General features: G+C 62.7%; 17 protein-coding genes, 3 pseudogenes and 1 riboswitch. Of the genes and pseudogenes, 6 read left to right on the top strand and 14 right to left on the bottom strand.

Annotation, left to right across the window (positions count from 1 at the left end):
- Positions 1-45 precede the first annotated feature (45 nt).
- On the bottom strand, positions 46-510 hold the full coding sequence (locus tag HDG32_RS23955; protein WP_184071329.1) for a hypothetical protein: 465 nt from the start codon (positions 508-510) through the stop codon (positions 46-48).
- A 321-nt stretch (positions 511-831) separates the two neighbouring features.
- Between HDG32_RS23955 and HDG32_RS23950 the strand changes: the two genes are divergently transcribed.
- Both HDG32_RS23950 and HDG32_RS23945 read left to right on the top strand, forming a co-directional pair.
- Positions 832-1,689, top strand: a complete 858-nt coding sequence (locus HDG32_RS23950; protein WP_184071204.1) for an oxidoreductase — start codon at positions 832-834, stop codon at positions 1,687-1,689.
- A gap of 271 nt (positions 1,690-1,960) precedes the next feature.
- On the top strand, positions 1,961-2,284 hold the full coding sequence (locus HDG32_RS23945) for a hypothetical protein (protein ID WP_184071202.1): 324 nt from the start codon (positions 1,961-1,963) through the stop codon (positions 2,282-2,284).
- Between the two features lie 42 nt (positions 2,285-2,326).
- Here the strand turns inward: HDG32_RS23945 and HDG32_RS23940 are convergent, their stop codons facing one another.
- Positions 2,327-4,084, bottom strand: coding sequence for an ATP-binding protein (locus tag HDG32_RS23940; protein WP_184071200.1), 1,758 nt, complete (start codon positions 4,082-4,084; stop codon positions 2,327-2,329).
- A 52-nt stretch (positions 4,085-4,136) separates the two neighbouring features.
- Here HDG32_RS23940 and HDG32_RS36650 point away from each other — a divergent pair, with 52 nt between their 5' ends.
- The 3 genes from HDG32_RS36650 (at position 4,137) to crcB (ending at position 6,296) form a co-directional block, all read left to right on the top strand.
- Positions 4,137-4,271 (top strand): hypothetical protein, encoded by a 135-nt coding sequence (locus HDG32_RS36650; RefSeq protein ID WP_260336579.1) that lies wholly within the window; start codon positions 4,137-4,139, stop codon positions 4,269-4,271.
- Between the two features lie 245 nt (positions 4,272-4,516).
- On the top strand, positions 4,517-5,704 hold the full coding sequence (locus HDG32_RS23935) for an ammonium transporter (RefSeq protein ID WP_090804085.1): 1,188 nt from the start codon (positions 4,517-4,519) through the stop codon (positions 5,702-5,704).
- Positions 5,705-5,781: 77 nt separating this feature from the next.
- Positions 5,782-5,843, top strand: a riboswitch (Fluoride riboswitch).
- Between the two features lie 72 nt (positions 5,844-5,915).
- Positions 5,916-6,296, top strand: a complete 381-nt coding sequence (gene crcB, locus HDG32_RS23930) for a fluoride efflux transporter CrcB (RefSeq protein WP_184071198.1) — start codon at positions 5,916-5,918, stop codon at positions 6,294-6,296.
- A gap of 67 nt (positions 6,297-6,363) precedes the next feature.
- Here the strand turns inward: crcB and HDG32_RS23925 are convergent.
- From HDG32_RS23925 to urtA, 12 genes and pseudogenes are all read right to left on the bottom strand, one after another.
- A pseudogene (locus HDG32_RS23925) lies at positions 6,364-6,540 on the bottom strand (ubiquinone-dependent pyruvate dehydrogenase); the annotation flags it as partial.
- Between the two features lie 23 nt (positions 6,541-6,563).
- Positions 6,564-7,910 carry an acyltransferase gene (locus HDG32_RS23920; protein ID WP_184071196.1) on the bottom strand — a complete coding sequence of 449 codons (1,347 nt, stop codon included), beginning with the start codon at positions 7,908-7,910 and terminating at the stop codon, positions 6,564-6,566.
- 314 nt (positions 7,911-8,224) lie between these two features.
- Positions 8,225-8,314 (bottom strand): annotated as a pseudogene (locus HDG32_RS37300) (IS6 family transposase); the annotation flags it as partial.
- Between the two features lie 113 nt (positions 8,315-8,427).
- A pseudogene (locus HDG32_RS37295) lies at positions 8,428-8,606 on the bottom strand (IS6 family transposase); the annotation flags it as partial.
- A gap of 55 nt (positions 8,607-8,661) precedes the next feature.
- Positions 8,662-9,687, bottom strand: a complete 1,026-nt coding sequence (locus HDG32_RS23910; RefSeq protein WP_184039871.1) for an aliphatic amidase — start codon at positions 9,685-9,687, stop codon at positions 8,662-8,664.
- Between the two features lie 72 nt (positions 9,688-9,759).
- Positions 9,760-10,095 carry an FmdB family zinc ribbon protein gene (locus tag HDG32_RS23905; protein ID WP_184071194.1) on the bottom strand — a complete coding sequence of 112 codons (336 nt, stop codon included), beginning with the start codon at positions 10,093-10,095 and terminating at the stop codon, positions 9,760-9,762.
- Between the two features lie 25 nt (positions 10,096-10,120).
- Positions 10,121-11,359, bottom strand: a complete 1,239-nt coding sequence (gene fmdA, locus HDG32_RS23900) for a formamidase (RefSeq protein ID WP_184039865.1) — start codon at positions 11,357-11,359, stop codon at positions 10,121-10,123.
- A gap of 52 nt (positions 11,360-11,411) precedes the next feature.
- Positions 11,412-12,101: an urea ABC transporter ATP-binding subunit UrtE gene (gene urtE / locus HDG32_RS23895; RefSeq protein WP_184071192.1), complete on the bottom strand. Its 690-nt coding sequence runs from the start codon at positions 12,099-12,101 to the stop codon at positions 11,412-11,414.
- Positions 12,102-12,121: 20 nt separating this feature from the next.
- Positions 12,122-12,865 (bottom strand): urea ABC transporter ATP-binding protein UrtD, encoded by a 744-nt coding sequence (gene urtD / locus HDG32_RS23890; protein WP_090804072.1) that lies wholly within the window; start codon positions 12,863-12,865, stop codon positions 12,122-12,124.
- A 3-nt stretch (positions 12,866-12,868) separates the two neighbouring features.
- Entirely contained in the window at positions 12,869-14,035 is a 1,167-nt protein-coding gene (gene urtC / locus HDG32_RS23885; protein WP_184071190.1) for an urea ABC transporter permease subunit UrtC, read from the bottom strand.
- Between the two features lie 53 nt (positions 14,036-14,088).
- Positions 14,089-15,006, bottom strand: coding sequence for an urea ABC transporter permease subunit UrtB (gene urtB / locus HDG32_RS23880; RefSeq protein WP_090804070.1), 918 nt, complete (start codon positions 15,004-15,006; stop codon positions 14,089-14,091).
- Between the two features lie 55 nt (positions 15,007-15,061).
- Positions 15,062-16,336, bottom strand: a complete 1,275-nt coding sequence (urtA, locus tag HDG32_RS23875; RefSeq protein WP_090804068.1) for an urea ABC transporter substrate-binding protein — start codon at positions 16,334-16,336, stop codon at positions 15,062-15,064.
- A 181-nt stretch (positions 16,337-16,517) separates the two neighbouring features.
- Between urtA and HDG32_RS23870 the strand changes: the two genes are divergently transcribed.
- Positions 16,518-19,946, top strand: a complete 3,429-nt coding sequence (locus HDG32_RS23870; protein WP_184071188.1) for an ATP-binding protein — start codon at positions 16,518-16,520, stop codon at positions 19,944-19,946.
- The last annotated feature ends 6 nt before the right edge of the window (positions 19,947-19,952 follow it).

Raw genomic sequence — 19,952 nt, 5'->3', positions numbered from 1 at the left:
TATAAAGCTAATGTCAAACGGCGAAACCGGATCGAACGGCGCGGGTCATTTATCCATCTGCTTCTGCGCGTCGGCGGAATCGGTCGATGCAGTCGACGAAGCCGACGCGCCCGCATTCTGCGCCGACCACGTCTGCAGCTTGCGCCCCGCCGTTTCGAGGCCCTGGCCCGTGATCGACGCGGCCTTGCCGAGCTGCGCGTTGGCCGCGCTCGCCGCGTTCTGCAGGTTGGCCTGCGCGCTCGACGCGAGCGCGGCCGGGTCGATCTTGAGCGACGGCGCGGAGGCCGAGTCGAGGTTCTGTTGCGCGGCGTCCTTGGTCGCGTCGACCTGTTGGCCGACGTAGCTCGCGGCCTGATCGAGCTTCTGACCGGCAAGCTGCGCGGCGTCGTTCAGCTTGCCCGCGACCTGGCCGGCCGACGCGTCGTTCTTCTGGCACGCGGCCAGCGTGCCGAACACGAGGACCACGACCGCCGCGCGGCGCAATAACGATGAGGAAAGAGATGAAATCATGATCTGGAAGGAGCCGCGTCGGGCGGCTCGCACATGCGAAGACGTGCCCATGATACCGCCGTTGCGCCGCGCGACCGCTTCGGATCGCCCCGGCGAGTTGGTCGCGGTTTTGTCGAACCTGATGGAGCTGACGTCCGCGCGATTCAAAAGGCGACCCTTGCCTCAACGATCGTCTTCGTCGCGCGCCTCTTGCCGCGGCAGTATTGCGAATCCCCAATTAGCAAATAAAAGTTGATTATGTCGCCAATCATGTACGGCTAGTTTGTGTCAATCGCCGAGCTTACGATGGCATCACTTCATCACACACGCAGGAGAGACATCATGGCTAACGTTCAACAGGGTGGTTTCAAGCGGGTATGGTTCGTCACCGGCGCATCGCGAGGCATCGGCGCGTTGATAGCTGAAGCTGCGCTCGCGGACGGCAACGCGGTGGTGGCCGCCGGACGCAAGGTCGCGGCGATCAGCGAGCGTCTTGGCGAGTCGGCTGCGTTGTTGCCGGTGGAGCTGGACGTGACCAACGAGGCCCAGGCAAAGGCGGCGGTGCAGGCCGCGATTGAAAAATTCGGCCGCATCGACGTGTTGGTCAACAACGCCGGGTTCGGTCTCCTTGGCGCGGTGGAAGAATCCGCCGACAACGAAGTGCGTCGCATGTACGACACGAATGTCTTCGGCTTGCTCAACGTCACGCGCGCTGTATTGCCGACCATGCGCGCGAACCGCTCGGGCCACGTGATCAATGTTTCATCGATTGGCGGCTATCGTGCCGCGGCGGGCTTTGGCGTGTATTCGTCGACGAAGTTCGCCGTCGAAGGCATCACGGAAGCGTTGCATGCCGAGTTGAGACCGCTGGGCATTCGCGCGACAGTCGTCGAGCCGGGGTATTTTCGTACCGACTTTCTCGATGCGTCCTCGCTGGTCGTGGCGCCCGAGGTGATCCACGATTACGACGAAACCTCGGGTGCGGTTCGCCGCAAGGCCATGCAATTGAATCACAACCAGCCTGGCGACCCGACCAGGCTTGCGGCCGCGATGATCGCGCTGGTCGACGCGGCGTCCCCGCCGTTGCGCCTGCCGCTTGGGACGGACACGCTGGCCGCCATCGCTGCGAAAAACGCTTATGTGACGCAGGAAACGGAAACGTGGAAACAGCTGTCGTCTTCAACCGACTTCGCTGCCTGAGTGAGGAAAGCGGCGGTTCGGCATGGGTTGAGCCGCTGTTCTGGCATTGCACCCGAACCCTGCGAGGATTGATGCAATCTGGCGAGCACATCGATGTACTCGCAGCTGGGCGGCACGCGGATCGCGCACCGAGCCCCGAGACCACGTGCAGCAACGAGCGTCGACTTGCAGCGGCGCTCGCCTCAACATCGCCCCACAATTCAGAATCTTCCGACAGTTGCAGGCGAAACACCTCCCTATAGTCGCGCTGCTTTTGGGGAGTGCTGTTTCGATGAAACTGATCGACTGGATCGTCACCCTCGTCATCATGCTGATGGTGATCGTTTTTTTCTGCGCGCGCCGGCTGCCCACCTGGTCGCACGACACCCGCGCTCGGCATATGAAAGGGACCCGTTTGCTGATGCAGGCCGCGTGTGCACTGTGGGCGGCGCTGCTGGGTGTCACGCACGGCCTGTTTGCCGTCGAGGGTCTTGCGGGCATTCGGCCAACACCGGCCGAAACGTTCGCCGGCATCGCCGTGCTGCTGGCATGCGGTTGCTACTGGTCGGTGCGCGGCAGAAGACTGCTGAAGCCGCGGCGGATTTTCGCCGGTTGATGCGCGGGCGAGCGCCATCCGCGCCGCACGATCGAGCGCCCCCTACCGCGTGCTGATTCCTCGCACCGCGTCGATCGAACGCGCGGACGACCCGCCGCCTGCGCCTAAGCCTGGCCCCGCAGCGCCCGGCACGCTCTGACGCGCACCGCGCGCCGCCGGAGCCGGACCCGCCGCGGCGAGCGCAGCCGCGCCAGCCGCGGCCGGTTTCGCGCCCGCGGCACCCGCCTCTGGCAGCGACAGATAGAACGTCGTGCCCACCCCCTCCTTCGATTCCGCCCACACGCGGCCGCCATGTCGCTCGACCATCCGCCGCACGAGCGCGAGGCCGATGCCCTCGCCGGCCGCGGCATTGCCGTGCAGCCGCTGGAACGCGGTGAACAGGCGCGGCAGCGCGATCGCCGGGATACCGAGGCCGTTGTCGCGCACGTAGAAGATCCGCAGCGAATGCACGCCCGGCGGCGCAGGCGTCGTGCCGATTTCGACGCGGCCCTCGCGCGCCGGGTCCAGATAGTTGACCGCGTTGCCAATCAGGTTTGCGAAGATCTGTTCGAGCGCGGTCGGATCGCCCCTTACCGCGGGCAGTTCGCCGACCGTCACGCGCGCGCGCCGCGCACGGATCGAGCCCTGCATCGCATCGACGACACGTTGCACGATGTCGCGCACATCGACATTCTGGCGCCGGTACTCGACCCGCCCGACCCGCGACAGCCGCAGCAGCGCGTCGATGATGTGCGACGCACGCAGCACCGCGGTCTGCAGATAATGCAGCGCCTCGCCGATGTCCTCGTCGACGAGGCGCTCGATCCGCTCGCGCGTGCTGATCGCGAGCGACGAACCGCGCACCGCGTCGCGCAACTCGTCGCTTGCGCGAATCAGCTCCCTGGAAAATCCCTGCAGGTTCACGAGCGGCGCGCGCAGGTCGTGCGACACGCTGTAGATGAACATTTCGTTTTCCTGGGTCTGCTGGCGCAGCGTCTCGTTGCTGCGCGCGAGCTCGGCGGCGCGCCGCTCGAGGTCCGCGTGAAAGCGAGCTTCGATGCGCTCGGCTTCGAGCAGTCGGCGGCTCGTCTCGTGCAAGGTCAGATCGAGCCGCGCGATTTCATCGCTACCCGCGCCGAGCGGCGCGAGCGGCTCGTTGCCGGCGAGCCGGCCCGCGTTGTCGGACAGCAGTGCGAGCCGGCCGCGCACACCGCGCGTGAACATCCAGACGGCGAGCGCGACGAACAGCAGCGAGCCCAACGCGGCAGCGACGATCAGCGTCTGTTCCCGTTCGCGCACGGCGGCGACGGCATTCGAGCGCGAGCTATCGAGACGGCGCTCCTCGGCCTGGAACGCGGTCACCTCCACACGGAAATGATCGAGCACGTCGGCCTGGGCGAGATCGTGGAAGCGCGCGAGAATCTCGCCGGTCCGCCCGGCGTGCAGCATGTCCTGGATCCGGTCGGACCACTGGCGGTACGCCTGCACCGCCTGGCGCACCTCGGCCACGCGCTCGACCTGCGCCGGATCGTCCGCGACGAGTTCGGCGAGCTCGTCGATGCGCCGGTCGACGTCCATCCATACCGCGATCGGGGTGGTGAAATGCGCGTCGTTGGCGAGCACCGCGCCCCGCAGCGCGACCGATTCGGCCAGCACCGGATCGAGAATCTCCGTGGTCTGGCGCAACACCTCCTCGCTATGCATCGCCCAGCGCTCGGCCATCGTCGCATCCGCCTGGGCCTTCACGACACCGGTGAGCAGCGCGAGTTCGAAAACGGCCGGGATCGCGATCAGAAGCAGGCCTTTAGTGGTCAGTCTCATGCGTGCCCATGGGAGGGGTTGGCCGGCGGATCGTGCACGGAGTCGGCACATTATGTCGGCGTTTGCGCGGGAAAAGAAAGAGGGGCACGAACGCGTCGACGGCAGCTTCTGCCGTTCGCGCACCGTGCGCCAGAAATGGGCATCGACGCGCCCGACCAGCATCTCGCTGCGTCAGGACTTCGAATGAAAATGTAATTTACATCGAATATTTCGCCCTCGTCTGGGTCAATCTGTGCAAGGGCGTCGATTTATGCACTTTTCTTGTGCTATTCATCTCTGTTCAGGTGCATGACGCGCTCGGGCGGCGCATGGCTCAAAACCCACCGGATGCCCATCCCGGTGCCCGATTGCACCGTGTCGACGCGACCAGCACAGCTTTGGCCCGCTTCTTGCTGACATAGCGCACTTTTTTGGCATAAGCGGGACATATCGATGGAAAGTCTGAAATACGGCGCCGATACCGAGTTTCTTTTGATCGGCGCCGCCATGGTGCTGGCGATGCACGCGGGATTCGCCTTCCTGGAGCTTGGCACCGTGCGCAAGAAGAATCAGGTGAATGCGCTGGTCAAAATTCTGGTGGACTTCGCGGTCTCGACGATCGCGTACTTCTTCATCGGCTACACGATCGCATACGGCGTGCAGTTTTTCGACAGCGCGGCGACGCTCGCCCAGCACAACGGCTATGCGCTCGTGCGCTTTTTCTTCCTGCTGACGTTCGCCGCCGCGATCCCCGCGATCGTGTCGGGTGGCATCGCCGAGCGCTCCAAGTTCAATCCGCAGTTGTTCGCGACGTTCGTGCTGGTCGGTTTCATCTATCCGTTCTTCGAAGGCATCGCGTGGAATGACCGCTTCGGCATCCAGGACTGGCTCACGCAGGCTTTCGGCGCGCCGTTCCATGACTTCGCGGGCTCGGTGGTGGTGCACGCGTTCGGCGGCTGGGTCGCGCTGCCGGCCGTGCTGCTGCTCGGCGCGCGCCACGGTCGCTATCACCGCGACGGCGGTATCGCCGCGCATCCGCCGTCGAACATTCCGTTTCTCGCGCTCGGCGCATGGGTGCTGACGGTCGGCTGGTTCGGCTTCAACGTGATGAGCTCGCAGACGCTCGACAAGATCAGCGGCCTCGTCGCGGTCAATTCGCTGATGGCGATGGTCGGCGGCACGCTGAGCGCGTGGTTCGCGGGCCGCAACGACCCGGGCTTCACGTACAACGGCCCGCTCGCCGGGCTCGTCGCGGTGTGCGCGGGCTCGGACATCATGCATCCGCTCGGCGCGCTGGTCACGGGCGGTATCGCCGGCGTGCTGTTCGTCTACATGTTCACCTGCGTGCAGAACCGCTGGCGCATCGACGACGTGCTCGGCGTGTGGCCGCTGCATGGGCTGTGCGGCGCATGGGGCGGCATCGCGGCCGGGATCTTCGGCATCCATTCGCTCGGCGGGCTGGGCGGTGTGTCGTTCGCCTCGCAGGTCATCGGCACGCTCGGCGGAATCGTCGTGTCGGGGCTCGGCGGCACGGTCGTGTATGGCGTGATCCGCATGACGGTCGGTCTGCGCCTCGACCAGGAAGAGGAATACAACGGCGCCGATCTGTCGATTCACAAGATTTCGGCAACGCCGGAGTGAACGAAGGCGGCGCTCGCGGGAAACAGGAGAGGCGCGAATCCCGCGCCTGTCCCCAAATGCGCGCGCCGATGTTAGACTTCGCGGCTGGAGATGGCATTCTCCATTAACCGCCCTTGGGGCTGATGATGCCTGCTACGCCCGGTTATGCGGACGCGGCATCAACTCGCCCGCATCGACCGGTCTGTCGACATTCCGGTTTCGATCCTCTTCCATGTATTGGTCTTTTCTCGCTGTCGCGATTGGCGGCGCACTCGGCTCGCTGTTTCGCTGGTTCCTCGGCATTCGACTTAACCCGGTCTTTAGCGACCTGCCGCTCGGCACGCTCGCCGCCAACGTGATCGCCGGCTACATCATCGGCGTGGCGGTCGCGGGCTTCGCGCGTGTGCCCCAGCTCACGCCGGAATGGCGGCTGTTCGTCATCACCGGTCTGATGGGCGGGCTGTCGACGTTCTCGACGTTCTCCGCGGAGGTCGTGCAGCGTCTGCAGGACGGCCGGTTCGGCTGGGCGGCGGGCGAAGTGGCGATTCACCTGAGCACTTCGCTGATCATGACGATTCTCGGCATCGCGACGGTTTCGTTGCTGGCGCGCTGAGGCGAACACGTTGACGAGGATCACGGACGCGGGCCCGAGCCGTCGGCAATCGGGCTCGCGCCTGTTTTCATCTGAGCTCGGTGCGAGCCAGCTCGACGATCTCGTCGCCGCGTCCGTTCAATATCGCACGCAGCATATAAAGGCTGAATCCCTTCGCATGGGCAAGTTCCACCTTCGGAGGCATGGCAAGCTCATGCTTCGATGTGATCACATCGACGAGTGCGGGACCGGGATGCGCAAACGCCTGCACCTGGCCGGCAGCGCGTCTCACTGTGTCTTCGGCACCGACGTCGCAGGCAGCGGCGCGGGCCGCGCTGCGTCCCAGCGGCTCTTCAGCACGCGGCGCAGCCTGGTCCTGAGCGGCACCACGACCCGCTCCTGAAACAGCACCGACGCCACCAGCACCAGGATCAGATAGACCGGATAGGCGGAAAAATGCATGGGCACCTGGCTTGCCGCCTCCCGGCAAACATGCGGTCGATGCACGCATGACAACAGCGAATACGGAATGCCAAGCAGCTTCTGCACTTTGAGAAAGCCGATAAATAGCGGGTATTGCAGCGCGAAGATCGACAACGAAGCGTTGCCGAGCCGTCTCGTCCAGGCGGTTACGCGCGGCGACGCGTTTTGCAGTGCGCTCGCGCAAACAAAAATCACCGCGACTTGCGCGGGCAAGAGTGCGCCGTTGTGAAGAAGTACTTCCCACGAACGCATTCCCGCCGTAAACAGAAAAGTGGCGCCGATGAAAAGTGCCCCTGTAGCAGCGAATATGATCCACCGGCAACTCGCGATCATGCCGGTAATGCTTTCGGCGTTCGCCTCGAATATCCCGTAAGCGAGAATGCCCGCCAGAAACTCCGGAAGCCGCACCAGCGGATTGGTATGCAACACACCGATCGGCCACACCTGATACCAGCCGCCTGCAACGACGATCACGGCCGGCAACAGGCTGGCGCCCCACATCGCCATCAGCATCGTGGATTTCAAGCGCATCGACAGCAGGCGTGGCGCGAGCGCCGGAAACAATAAATAGAAAAAAAACAGCGTCGACAACGACCACGACGGAATGTTGAATGACAGATAAAAGGGATTCCAGGCCTGCAATAACAGAATCTGTAAAACCGCATTGACCGCCACTTCCACACCGCTCATGGTGTGCACAATCGGCGGTGCTGAATCGAGGTTGCTCAGTTCGGTGTCGAAGGGATGGGAATTCACAGCCATTAATGCAACGCTCAGCGCTAACGTAACAATGTGAATGGGATAAATATTGCTAAAACGGTTGATAAAAAACTTCGATGCCGAAACCTTCATCACTTCGCCAGTTTTCTTTTCCACCGAAACGTGCGATAGAATGAATCCTGACAGAATAAAGAAGATACTCGTCGCGCAGCCGCCGAATTTGAAGAAGTCGGCCATTGGCATCGCCTTCGCCTCGGGGTAAATGACGAGCGTGTGGAAGACGACCAGATAGCAGGCCAGCAGGAACCTCAGGATGTCCAGCCCCGGGAGCATCGCCTTCATTTTGTTTTCCTTTTTCTTACGTGTAAATATCGCTTCATTGCGTTTCCTTTCATTTTTATATTCTTTAATTTTTAAATTGAAAGCATTCACGCGGCTCGATATGCGGAGCATGATTCATGGAGGCGCGGCAACCGGTATGTGCGCTTCCGCACCAATTGCAGCTGCAAAAAAACCACTGTGTGCGAAGATCGCCCGAAACCAGCGCGCGCGTCTCTCCGCCCGCCATCCCGTTAATGAGAAAACAGTGACAAAATAAATGCGCAGAGCTGCGATGTAAAAAAACGCAACCAATAGGCGTGTCTCAGAACACGGTGGACGGAGCTTGGGCAATACCGGCGAAGAGACGCCACGCTTCAAATCGCGCGGCGAGCTGTTTGCGATAGAGCGAGGCGCTCAGCAGATGACTGCGTGCGTTCGGGCAAGCGAAACCCTCGCATCCGGCGCTCGCGTTCGCGCGTGGGTTGATGGCTGTTTTCAGCGCGGTTGTTCACGCGCGCGCAGGCCTTGACGAACACGTGCTTCACATTCGCCAGCTCAGGGATCTCTGTTTTCGCGGGCCATGTGCTGCCCGGCTTGCGACGGGCAGTCCTGACCTGATGCGCAAAACCGGCGCCGAACTTGTCCGTCCACCGCCGGATCGATTCGGCTGACAACCACGCCGCGCTCGAACAGTAGCTCCTCGATGTCGCGAAGGCTGAGTTGAAAGCGGAAATACCACCGAACCGCGTGGCTGATGACTGACGCCGGGAATCGATGGCCATGGTAGAGCGATTTCGTCTTCTTCATCACGTCATCGTAGCTGACCAGCGCGCGAACGTGACAACGCCCGGCGAACCAATCCTCACGCCCCGTTCGGAATCCCTTCAATCGGACACTCCGGCGTCCCTGGCGTCGGGCGCGTGAGTGCTTCGACGCGGCGGCGCGTGCCGTCGGGGTCTTCGATCCAGTCGCGATAGAACCCAAACGGACAGGCCGCCACGCCGTTCGCGCCGTCGCCCGAATTGATCGTGCCCGTGTACCCGCGGTGCAGAAGTTTGTATAGATGGTTCTGCGACTGCATCGTGCGCCGCGCGTCGCGGATCATGCTCAGCGAGAGCTCCGCGTACTGCACGCCCATCTCCTCCTCGCCGCACTCGCCGAGCGTGCGCCCGTCGAAACCCACGATCGCCGAGTGACCAAAGTACGAATACACGCCGTCCCAGCCCGTGGCATTCGCCACGGCGACGTAAGTGTTATTCATCCACGCCATTGCCTTAGCCACCATCACCTGCTGCTCCTTGGCCGGATACATGTAGCCCTGGCAGCGCACGATCAATTCCGCGCCGTTCATCGCGCAGTCGCGCCAGATCTCGGGATAGTTGCCGTCATCGCAGATGATCAGGCTGATCTTCAGACCCTTCGGCCCATCCGTCACGTAGGTACGATCGCCCGGATACCAGCCTTCGATCGGCGTCCAAGGCATGATCTTGCGATACTTCTGCACGATCTCGCCGCGATTGTCGATCAGCACAAGCGTGTTGTACGGCACCTTACGCGGATGTTCTTCGTGACGCTCTCCCGTGATCGAGAACACCCCCCAGACGTTGGCCTGGCGGCACGCCGCCGCAAATATTTCCGTCTCCTCGCCCGGCACCGTCGACGCCGTATCGAACATCTCCTGCCGGTCGTACATGATGCCGTGCGTCGAATACTCGGGAAACACGACGAGATCCATGCCAGGCAATCCCTGTTTCATGCCGATCACCATGCCGGCGATGCGGCGCGCATTGTCGAGCACCTCCGCCTTCGTATGCAGACGCGGCATCTTGTAGTTGACCACCGCGACGCCCACGCAATCGTTGCTGCTCGAAATATCGCCATGTCGCATGACATATCCTCCTTAAGTCCCTCAGATCGCAGGCGGACTTCGGGCCGCCCGCTCCGCTTCAGCACACACTCATTAGTGGCTGATCATCCATGGTCGTCCTGCCGGCCGTTTGAGTCCGTCCGAAGCCGATCCCGCGAGCTTCGCGCTGCCACCCGAGCAGCAACTGCATCCTGCCCGATGACGCAACGGCGCCCCGTCACCGGACTGGCGCGGCGCGTGCTGCGCGCGCTCGTTCGTTGCGTACGCGGAGCGCCGTGTATTCGCCATCAAGGCTAGCGACGGCGCGCTGATCACCCGGCCACTCTCCCCTCCGCACTCGGGACAGCAGCAAGACTTTTCGCGGTCCGCCATGCGCCGCATGACGGAAAACGGACCGCAACTCACGCATTCGAAGTCGTAGATCGGCATGACAAGCTCTCCTGGTAGCGTTGGCTCAGACGTTCGCCAGATCCGGCGAGCATGGCAAATCCACACCGCCCTTGATGTGCTGAATGGGCCCATCGGCATTTGGGCGAATGTCGAAGTCGAAAATCTGTGTCGGCAGCCACAAGGTCGCGCACGCATTGGGAATATCGACCACGCCGCTGATATGCCCCTGCACCGGCGCACAACCGAGCAACGAATACGCCTGCGCGCCCGAATAGCCGAACTTCTTCAGATACTCGATCGCGTTCAGACAAGCCTGCCGATACGCGACCGTCACGTCGAGATAATGTTGAGCGCCCTGCTCGTCGACCGAAATGCCTTCGAAAATGAGGTAATCGTTGTAATTCGGCGTGATAGGACTCGGCTGGAATACCGGATTGCGAATTCCGTATTTCGCCATGCCACCCTTGATCAGATTCACGCGCATGTGTACCCAGCCCGCCATTTCGATCGCGCCGCAAAACGTGATCTCGCCGTCGCCCTGGCTGAAGTGCAGATCGCCGACGGAAAGTCCTGCGCCATCCACGTAGACGGGGAAGAACACCTTCGAGCCGCGCGACAGATCCTTGATGTCGCAATTACCGCCGTGCTCACGCGGCGGCACGGTGCGCGCCCCTTGCGCCGCCGCCTTGTCACGCGCGTCGCCCGTGAGTTGCCCCATATGCGCGGTCGCGGCGAACGGCGGATTCGCCAGTGGCGGCACGCGCTCCGGCGCGGTCGCGATCAGGCCGGTTTCGCGTGCGTTCCAGGTTTCTAGCAGTTTCGGATCAGGCAGGCATCCGATCAGGCCGGGGTGAATCAGACCCGCGAAATTCACGCCTGGAATGTGGCGCGAGTTCGTATAGACGCCGTGAAAATCCCAGATCGACTTCTGCGCGGCGGGAAAATGGTCGGTGAGAAAACCGCCGCCATTGGACTTCGAGAAAAATCCGTTGAAGCCCCACTGGCTCTCGGACTTCGCACCGATGTCGAGCAGGTCCACGACCAGCAGATCGCCGGGTTCCGCGCCATGCACGCCGACCGGGCCGGACAGAAAATGGACGATCGACAGATCGATGTCGCGCACGTCGTCGGCGCTGTCATCGTTCTTGATGAAGCCGCCGGTCCAGTCGTAGGTTTCGAGGATGAAGTCGTCGCCGGGCTTGACCCAGCAAGCCATCGGAATATCCGGGTGCCAGCGGTTGTGCACCTGCGTGTTTTCGTAGGCCGGCTGGTTCAGATCCACCTTGATGAGAGTTTCGGGCATTGCGTTCGCTCCGTGGTTCGAGGGTCAGTAAATGCGGTTCGGTGCGCCGCACTCATACCGAGAGGTATTCGCGGATGCGGTCGGTGTCGCCTGCATCGCGGGTGCTTTGATGTACGAAGCGGCCGCCTTCGATCACGAAGAGCCGGTCGGCGACGTCGAGCGCGAAGCTCAACACCTGCTCGGACACCACGATGGCGATGTTGCGGCTCGTGCGAATCTGATTGAGTGCCTTCGCGATGTCCTTGATGACGGACGGCTGAATGCCCTCGGTAGGCTCGTCGAGCAGCAACACCTTCGGATCGGTCGCGAGCGCGCGCGCAATCGCGAGCTGCTGTTGCTGGCCGCCCGAGAGGTTGCCGCCCTTGCGCCGTCGCATGTCGAACAGCACGGGAAAGAGCGCGTAGAGATCGTCGGGCACGAGCTGGCTGCGCGCGTTTTCGAGGCCCGTCTGGATGTTCTCCTCGACGCTCAGCGACGCGAAGATCTGCCGGCCTTGCGGCACGTAGCCGATGCCTTTCGCCACGCGCCGGTAGCTCTCGTCTTTGGACACGTCGGCGCCGCCCACCCGCACCGTGCCGCGATTGGCGGGCAGCATGCCTATGAGCGCCTTGAAAAGCGTCGTCTTGCCCATGCCGTTGCGGCCCATCACCGCGACGCTTTCGCCGTTCGCCACGGAAAATCCGATGCCGTGCAGCACCTCGCTCTGGCCGTAGCTGACCACGAGATCGTCGACTTCCAGCATGATGTGTTCTCCGTGTAAATTCAGTGGCCGAGATAGACATCGATCACGCGAGGATCGGATTGCACCTGCGCCATCGGCCCTTCCGCGAGGATCTTGCCTTGATGCATGACCGTGACCTTGTGCGCGATCCGCTCGACGAAGGCCATGTCGTGCTCGATCACGATCATCGAGCGATTGCGGCAAATGTGATCGAGCAGTTCCGCTGTGACTTCCCGTTCGCGCGCGCTCATGCCTGCAATCGGTTCGTCCAGCATCAGGAGTTCGGGGTCCTGCATCAGTAACATGCCGATTTCCAGCCACTGCTTCTGGCCGTGCGACAGCAGCCCGGCTTCGAGATCGAGCGAAGCGGCAAGACCGATCTCATCGGCTACCGCACGCACCCGGTCGGCCACTTCGGCATCCTCGCGATAGGCGAGCGCGCCGAACACGCTGCGTCCGCGCGGAAACGACACTTCGAGGTTTTGCGCGACGCTCAGGTTTTCGTAGATCGACGGCGTCTGGAACTTGCGGCCGATGCCCTTGCGCACCCGCCGGAACTCGGCGAGATTCGTGATTTCCTCGTTGCGGAACTTGATGCTGCCGGCGGTTTCCCTGGTCTTGCCGCAAATCAGATCGAGCAGCGTCGTTTTGCCCGCACCGTTCGGGCCGATCACGACGCGCAATTCGCCGCGCTCGAGATAGAGGTTCAACGAATCGATCGCCTTGAAACCGTCGAACGACACGCTCAGATCTTCGATCGCAAGCAGAAAGTCAGTGTTGCTCATGCGTCAGATCTCCTTGTTCGCTGCGCCGAGCCACCGGCGGATACGCGGCCGGGCATGCTCTTCGTAGAGGCCCGCGAGCCCGTTCGGAAAGGCCATCACCACGCCGATGAACATCGCCGCCATCAGATAGAGCCAGAGATCAGGCAGGCTCTCCGAGAACCAGCTTTTGCCGAGGTTGACGAGAATCGCGCCATACACCGCGCCCACCAGTGACATGCGCCCGCCGACTGCGGCATAGATCACCATCTCGATCGACGGCACGATGCCGACGAACGACGGTGACATGAAACCCACCTGCAACGTGAACATTGCGCCACCGACAGCCGCGAGCAGCGCCGCGAGGCAGAACGCGAACACCTTGAACATCGCGACGTCGTAACCGGAGAAGCGCACGCGGTCCTCCTTGTCGCGCATCGCGAGCAGCAGCGTGCCGAGCTTGCTGCGCTGGACCCAGCGACAGGCGAGCAGCGCGCCGATCAGCAGCACCGCATTGACGAAATAAAGAACCAGCTTCGCGTGGTCGGTGCGGATGTCCCAGCCGAGCAGCGTGCGCAGATCGGTGATCCCGTTCACGCCACCCGTATATCCTTGCTGGCCGATGATCAGCACCGAAAGAATCAAGGCGACCGCCTGCGTGATGATCGCGAAGTACACGCCGCCCACCCGCCGCTTGAACATCGCATAACCGACGACGAACGCGAGAGCCGTAGGCACCACGAGCACGGCGAGGATCGAGAACGGTAGAGAATGAAACGGCCTCCACCACGTAGGCAGCGCGGTGAGCTGATTCCAGTCCATGAAGTCGGGAATGCCGGGCGTGGTCTGCGTGTGGGTGGCGGCCGGGTCGGACGCCTCAAGCTTGAGGAACATCGCCATCGCGTAACCGCCGAGGCCGAAGAACACGCCTTGTCCGAGGCTGAGCACGCCGCCGTAGCCCCACGCGATCACGAGGCCAATCGCCACGAAAGCGTAGGTGAGGTACTTGCCCATCAGGTTCAAGCGAAACGTATCCAGCACAAGCGGAAACACGACAACGATCAGCACCGCGAGTATCGCGATGCCCACGTAGCCCGACGCGTCGAGCCGCATCGCGAGCGCGCGCCAGCCTCCCGGCGCGCTGGGACCGGATCGCGGGGAAACGCTCCCCGCCACGGCTTGGATGGGTTCCATGTCCATCTCCATACGAATTAATCAGTGAATGAGCCGTGCACGGCGCCCCGCACTCACACGCGCCGCACCTTCGACGCAAAGAGTCCCTGCGGACGCAGCATCAGGATCACGACGACCGTCAGCAGCGTAAGAACACGTGCAATCGAACCCGACAGGAAAAACTCGCTGATCGACTGCATTTGCGCGATGCCGAACGCCGAGGCCACGGTGCCGAGCAGGCTCGCCGCGCCGCCAAAGGTGACGACAAGAAACGAATCGACGATATAGAGAGAACCGCTGGTGGGTCCGGTCGAGCCGATCGCTGTGAACGCCGCGCCCGCCACCCCCGCAATACCGCAGCCGATCGCGAAGGTCATCCGGTCAGTGCGCCGCGTGTTGATGCCGGCAGCGTTGGCCATGGGCCGGTTGGCAACCGTGGCACGCACGCGCAGGCCCCAGCGCGAGCGGTAGAGCGCAAGCAGCAGTCCACCTGTCATGACCAGCGCGAGTCCCATCACGAACATGCCGCTGACTGGAATATCCAGGCCAGGCGCTGGCTCCCAGGAGCCCATCAGCCAGTCGGGCAGCGCAGGACTCACTTCCTTCGGCCCGAACGTCGAGCGAAACACTTGCTGCATGCCGAGACTCAGACCCCAGGTAGCGAGCAGCGTGTCGAGCGGACGGCGGTATAAATGGCGGATCAATGCCCATTCGGCGAGCCAGCCCGCCGCGAACGCGAGGCCGAACGCCGCGACGATCGCGAAGAAAAAGTACACCGGCGTGAACGCGTGCCAGACGTTCTGCGAGAACCACGAAAACATGTAGACGGTATAAGCGCCGATCGTCATGAATTCACCGTGCGCCATGTTGATCACGCCCATCTGGCCGAAGATCACGGCGAGCCCAAGCCCCATCAGGAGCAGAACGCTGAACAGGCTCAGACCGGCGAAGCCCTGCATCAGCGTGATGTTGAAAATGTCGGTGGCGGACATCGAGCGCTCCTCGCGCGGCGGCGCGTTGCGTCGCCGCGCAGCTGCGGTTGACGGATTACATGTAGCCCTTCGGGAACGGATTCGGCTGGATCGGCTGGTCGGACTGCGCGACGACCTTGAATTGGCCGTCTGCCTGGCCCTGGCCGATCAGCGAGCGGCTCCACAGGTGGTGATTCGCATCGACCTTCGCATAGCCCTGCGGCGCATTGGCCACGTCGATGCCCGCCGACGACGCCACCACCTTGTCCACGTCGAAGCTGCCCGCGCGCTCGCAGGCGGCCTTCCAGATCCATGGGCCGAGATACGCGGCCTGGGTCACGTCGCCGATTACGGACTTCTGGCCGTAGCGCGCCTTGAACGCAGCAACGAACTTCTTGTTGTTCTCGTTATCGAGTGCCTCGAAGTATTTCATCGACGAATAGAAGCCCGCGAAGTTGTCGCCGCCGATGCCGAGCACTTCGTCCTCGGTTACCGACAGCGTCAGCAGGAACTGCTTCTGCGGAGTGATACCGGCCGCCTTGAGCTGCTTGTAGAACGCAACGTTCGAGCCGCCCACCACGCTCGCGAAAATGCAGTCCGGCCGCGCGAGCTTGATCTTGTTCATCAGCGACGCAAACTCGGTCGTGCCGAGCGGGTAATACTCCTCGCCGACGACCTTCGCGTGCAGATGCTGCTCGATATGACGGCGCGCGATCTTGTTCGACGTACGCGGCCAGATATAGTCGGAACCAATCAGGAAAAACGTCTTGGCCTTCTTCGTGTTCGATGCCCAGTCGAGCGCCCAGAGAATCTGCTGGGTCGCTTCCTGGCCCGTGTAGAACACGTTCTTCGATTGTTCGAGGCCTTCGTAGAAGGTCGGGTAATAGAGCAGCCCGTTGTCCTTCTCGAACACCGGCAGCACTGCCTTGCGCGAGGCCGAGGTCCAGCAGCCGAACACGGCCGCGACGTGGTCGTTCTCGAGCAGCTTCTTCGACTTCTCCGCGAAGGTCGGCCAGTCGGAGGCGCCGTCTTCCTGAATGATCTGGATCTTGCGCCCGAGCACGCCGCCCATTGCGTTGATCTGCTCGATCGCAAGGCGTTCGGCCTGGATCGAACCGGTTTCGGAGATCGCCATCGTGCCGGTCGCCGAATGCAACTGGCCGACTGTCACCGTGGTATCGGTCACCGCGAGTCCGGTGGTGTTCACCTTGGCGGTGGGCGGCGTTTGAGCAAATGAAGTACGTGGCAGCCCCAGCGCCATCAACGGCGCGGCGGCGAGGCCGCCGATCAGTTTCCGGCGCAACGGCGACGGTGTGCGAGCATCATCATCGATTCGATCGTCTGCGGACATCACATTCTCCTTATCGGTCGCCCTGCGCTTCTTGCGAGAGCTGGTTCGAGGTTGGACGCAATGTAGAAAGCCAAATTGGCAACCGGAATACGTCGATTGACGTATTCCCCGCAGTCGCACTGGAATGTAATTTGCATCAGACACCGATCCGATCGTTTCCGCACCAATCCAGATCATCTCCATGCCCCAGAGTCACCCGTCAGTGGGCACGCCCAGTACCCAACGCATCGTCAAGGTGCGGCGCGACTACAATGCGTGGGTCGGCGACGAAACGCTTGAGGATTACGCGTTGCGCTTCACGCCGCGTTCGTTTCGACGCTGGTCGGAACTGCGCGTCGCCAACACGGCAATCGGCGCCGTGTCTTTTCTGGTGCTCGAAGCGATCGGCGGCAGTCTCGTCGTCAACTATGGCTTTACGAACGCGGTCTGGGCGATCGCGGTCGTATCGGTGCTCATCTGGCTCACCAGTCTGCCGATCAGCTTTTACGCCGCGCGCCATGGCGTCGACATGGATCTGCTGACGCGCGGCGCGGGCTTCGGCTATATCGGCTCGACGCTCACGTCGCTGCTCTATGCCGTCTTCACGTTTATTTTCTTCGCGCTCGAAGCGGCCATCATGTCGCTCGCGTTGCAACTCTATTTTCATATCTCGCTGGCGATCGCCTATGTACTGAGCTCGCTCGTCGTGATTCCGATCGTGATGTTCGGCATCACGTTGATCAATCGGCTGCAAAGCTGGACTCAGCCGCTGTGGCTGGTACTGTTCGCGCTGCCCTATGCGGCTGTGCTGTGGCACCATCCGGGTCTGGTGCACGAATGGACGACCTTTGCCGGCTTCGCTCCGCAAGGCCGCGCGTTCAGCGTGATCGCGTTCGGGCAGGCCTCGACCGTGGTGTTTGCATTGATCGTGCAGGTCGGCGAGCAGGTGGATTTCTTGCGCTTCCTGCCGCCGCTGACTGCAAAGAACCACACGCGCTGGTGGCTCGCGCTGCTGTCGGCGGGACCGGGCTGGATCGTGCCCGGCGCGCTCAAGATGCTCGGCGGCGCATTCCTCGCCTTCGTCGCGATCCAGTATGAAGTCAGTCCGGCGGAGGCCACGCAGCCCACCCAGATGTACCTCGTCGCCTATCACCTGCTGCTCGATCCGTTTGGGCTCGCGAGCTGGGCGCTGCCCGCGATGACGCTGTTCGTGATCGTTTCGCAGTTGAAGATCAACGTGACGAATGCGTACGCGGGCTCGCTCGCGTGGTCGAATTTTTTTGCCCGTCTGACGCATAGCCATCCGGGGCGGGTGGTGTGGCTCGTGTTCAATGTGATGATCGCGCTGCTGCTCGTGGAAATGGGTGTATTCGAGGCGATCGCCAGGGTGCTGTCGCTCTACGCAAACATCGCGATCGCGTGGATCGGCGCACTGTTCGCCGATCTCGTCATCAACAAGCCGCTTGGGCTTAGCCCGCGTCATATCGAATTCAAACGCGCACACCTGTACGACGTGAATCCCGTCGGCGTAGGCGCGATGCTGATCGCCGCCGCCGCCGCGATGCTCGCGCGAAGCGGCATGTTCGGCTTGCTGGCACAAGCCATGTCGTCGTTCATCGCGTTCGGCGTGGCGCTCGCCTGTGCTCCGGTGCTCGCGATCGTCACGCGCGGACGCTACTACATCGCGCGCGCCGCCCAACCCACGGGCAACGCCACTTCGCTTCGCTGCGCGATCTGCGAGAACGCGTTCGAACCGGAAGACACAGCCTTCTGCCCTGCCTACGGCGGCACGATCTGCTCGCTGTGCTGTTCGCTCGATTCGCGCTGCCACGATCGCTGCAAGCCGCACGCACGCTTCGCGTCGCAAGCCGATCGTGCGCTACATCGCGTGTTTCCCCGCGTGCGGCTCGGCCCAGCCGCCCTGCGTCTCATGCACTATGCCAGCCTCATGTGCGCGATACTCGCGGTGCTCGCGAGCGTGCTCTATCTGATCTGGTCACAGAGTGTGACCTCGCTCGCCGTCGACGGATCGTCGATCGACAGCGCGATCGGCCACAGTTTTCTGAAGATATTCTTCGCGCTTTCTCTCGTCGGCTGCATAGCGGCGTGGTGGTTCGTGCTGGAGCGCGAAAGCCGCCGCGTCACGCAGGAAGAATCGCAACGGCAAAACGAATTGCTGATGCAGGAAATCGACGCGCACCAGAAAACCGACGCCGCGCTCAAGCGCGCGACGGCCGCCGCCGAATCGGCGAATCAGGCGAAAAGCCGCTACGTGTCCGGTTTGAGCCACGAGTTGCGCACACCGCTGAACAGCATTCTCGGCTACGCACAGTTGCTTTTGCAGGCGAAAGAGGAGTTTTCGCCGACGCGCTACAGTGCCGTGCGAACGATTCACCGCAGCGGCGAACATCTGCTTGCGCTCGTCGATGGGCTGCTCGACGTCGCGCGTATCGAGGCGGGCAAGCTGGAACTGAACATCGCACGCGTGTCACTGGTGGATTTCGTCGCGCACGTCACCTCAATGCTGCGCCCGCAGGCGCTCGAGAAAACGCTCGCTTTCGACGTGCAGACCGTAGGCCGCCTGCCCGCCACCGTGCGTACCGACCAGAAATGCATGGGTCAGATTTTGACCAACCTGATCGGCAACGCGATTCGCTTCACGTCCACGGGTACTGTGACGCTGCGTGTGAGTCACGTGCTCGACACGTTGAAGTTCGAAGTAGTCGACACCGGCCCCGGAATTCCTCCGGCCGAGATGGAGCGCCTGTTCCTGCCGTTCGAGCGAGGCGAAGCGGCGCATGCGCACGATCACGGCGCGGGACTGGGGCTCACGATCTGCCGGCTTCTCACGCAGGCACTCGGTGGCAGTCTGGAAGTGGACAGCGAGGTCGGGCGCGGCACGCGCTTCATCGTGCGACTGTTCGCGCCAGCAGTGAACAGCGCAGCCGACGCGCGCACTGAACTCGCGGCGATCCGCGGCTATACCGGGCCGAAGCGCGCGATTCTCGTCGTCGACGATCTCGCGGATCAGCGCGGCATCGTCGTGCAACTGCTGACGCCGCTCGGCTTCGACGTCGCCGAGGCGGAGAGCGGCCCCGACGCGTTGCGCTGGCTGGCGACACACAGCGTCGACGCGATCATCATGGACATCTCAATGCCGCTGATGGACGGCTACGAAGCCAGCCGGCTGATCCGCGAAAACCAGTTGTCGAACGCCCCGATCGTGCTGCTTTCGGCTAATGCATTTGCCGACGATCGGGAACGCGCGAGCGCGACCGGATGCGCCGGATATCTCGTGAAGCCGCTCCAGATCAATTTGTTGCTCGACAAGCTCGCGCAGTTACTCGTGCTCGACTGGATCGCCTCCGAGCCGTCCACGTCCGCGCAAGCCACGCCGCCCGTCAGGCACGCATCACTGGATGTCGCGTGGCCGAAAGCGGTGCTCGAGCGGCTGCGCGCACACCTCGAAGTCGGTTACCTGCAAGGCGTGATCGAACAACTCGACTCGGCGCGCGCGACCTGGCCCGCGCTACAGGAGCAGATCGACGTGTTGCGCGTTTTGGCGGAACGCTTTCAGCTAAGGGAGCTTGAGCATGAACTCGACCGACTGTCTCGCGCCGCGGACGTCTGACGCGCG

The organism is Paraburkholderia sp. CI2, from assembly GCF_014201055.1.
Taxonomy (GTDB): domain Bacteria; phylum Pseudomonadota; class Gammaproteobacteria; order Burkholderiales; family Burkholderiaceae; genus Paraburkholderia; species Paraburkholderia tuberum.
This window is presented reverse-complemented; position numbering and strand designations above follow the sequence as displayed.

What these genes read in the sequence shown, in the direction of transcription:
- HDG32_RS23935 (WP_090804085.1), top strand. Translation starts at nt 4,517, where the DNA reads ATGGAAAGTCTGAAATACGGCGCCGATACCGAGTTTCTTTTGATCGGC.
- crcB (WP_184071198.1), top strand. Translation starts at nt 5,916, where the DNA reads ATGTATTGGTCTTTTCTCGCTGTCGCGATTGGCGGCGCACTCGGCTCG.
- HDG32_RS23870 (WP_184071188.1), top strand. Translation starts at nt 16,518, where the DNA reads ATGCCCCAGAGTCACCCGTCAGTGGGCACGCCCAGTACCCAACGCATC.
- HDG32_RS23940 (WP_184071200.1), bottom strand. Translation starts at nt 4,084, where the DNA reads ATGAGACTGACCACTAAAGGCCTGCTTCTGATCGCGATCCCGGCCGTT.
- urtC (WP_184071190.1), bottom strand. Translation starts at nt 14,035, where the DNA reads ATGGAACCCATCCAAGCCGTGGCGGGGAGCGTTTCCCCGCGATCCGGT.
- urtD (WP_090804072.1), bottom strand. Translation starts at nt 12,865, where the DNA reads ATGAGCAACACTGACTTTCTGCTTGCGATCGAAGATCTGAGCGTGTCG.
- urtB (WP_090804070.1), bottom strand. Translation starts at nt 15,006, where the DNA reads ATGTCCGCCACCGACATTTTCAACATCACGCTGATGCAGGGCTTCGCC.
- HDG32_RS23950 (WP_184071204.1), top strand. Translation starts at nt 832, where the DNA reads ATGGCTAACGTTCAACAGGGTGGTTTCAAGCGGGTATGGTTCGTCACC.
- urtE (WP_184071192.1), bottom strand. Translation starts at nt 12,101, where the DNA reads ATGCTGGAAGTCGACGATCTCGTGGTCAGCTACGGCCAGAGCGAGGTG.
- HDG32_RS23955 (WP_184071329.1), bottom strand. Translation starts at nt 510, where the DNA reads ATGATTTCATCTCTTTCCTCATCGTTATTGCGCCGCGCGGCGGTCGTG.
- urtA (WP_090804068.1), bottom strand. Translation starts at nt 16,336, where the DNA reads ATGTCCGCAGACGATCGAATCGATGATGATGCTCGCACACCGTCGCCG.
- HDG32_RS36650 (WP_260336579.1), top strand. Translation starts at nt 4,137, where the DNA reads ATGTCGGCGTTTGCGCGGGAAAAGAAAGAGGGGCACGAACGCGTCGAC.
- HDG32_RS23905 (WP_184071194.1), bottom strand. Translation starts at nt 10,095, where the DNA reads ATGCCGATCTACGACTTCGAATGCGTGAGTTGCGGTCCGTTTTCCGTC.
- HDG32_RS23910 (WP_184039871.1), bottom strand. Translation starts at nt 9,687, where the DNA reads ATGCGACATGGCGATATTTCGAGCAGCAACGATTGCGTGGGCGTCGCG.
- HDG32_RS23945 (WP_184071202.1), top strand. Translation starts at nt 1,961, where the DNA reads ATGAAACTGATCGACTGGATCGTCACCCTCGTCATCATGCTGATGGTG.
- fmdA (WP_184039865.1), bottom strand. Translation starts at nt 11,359, where the DNA reads ATGCCCGAAACTCTCATCAAGGTGGATCTGAACCAGCCGGCCTACGAA.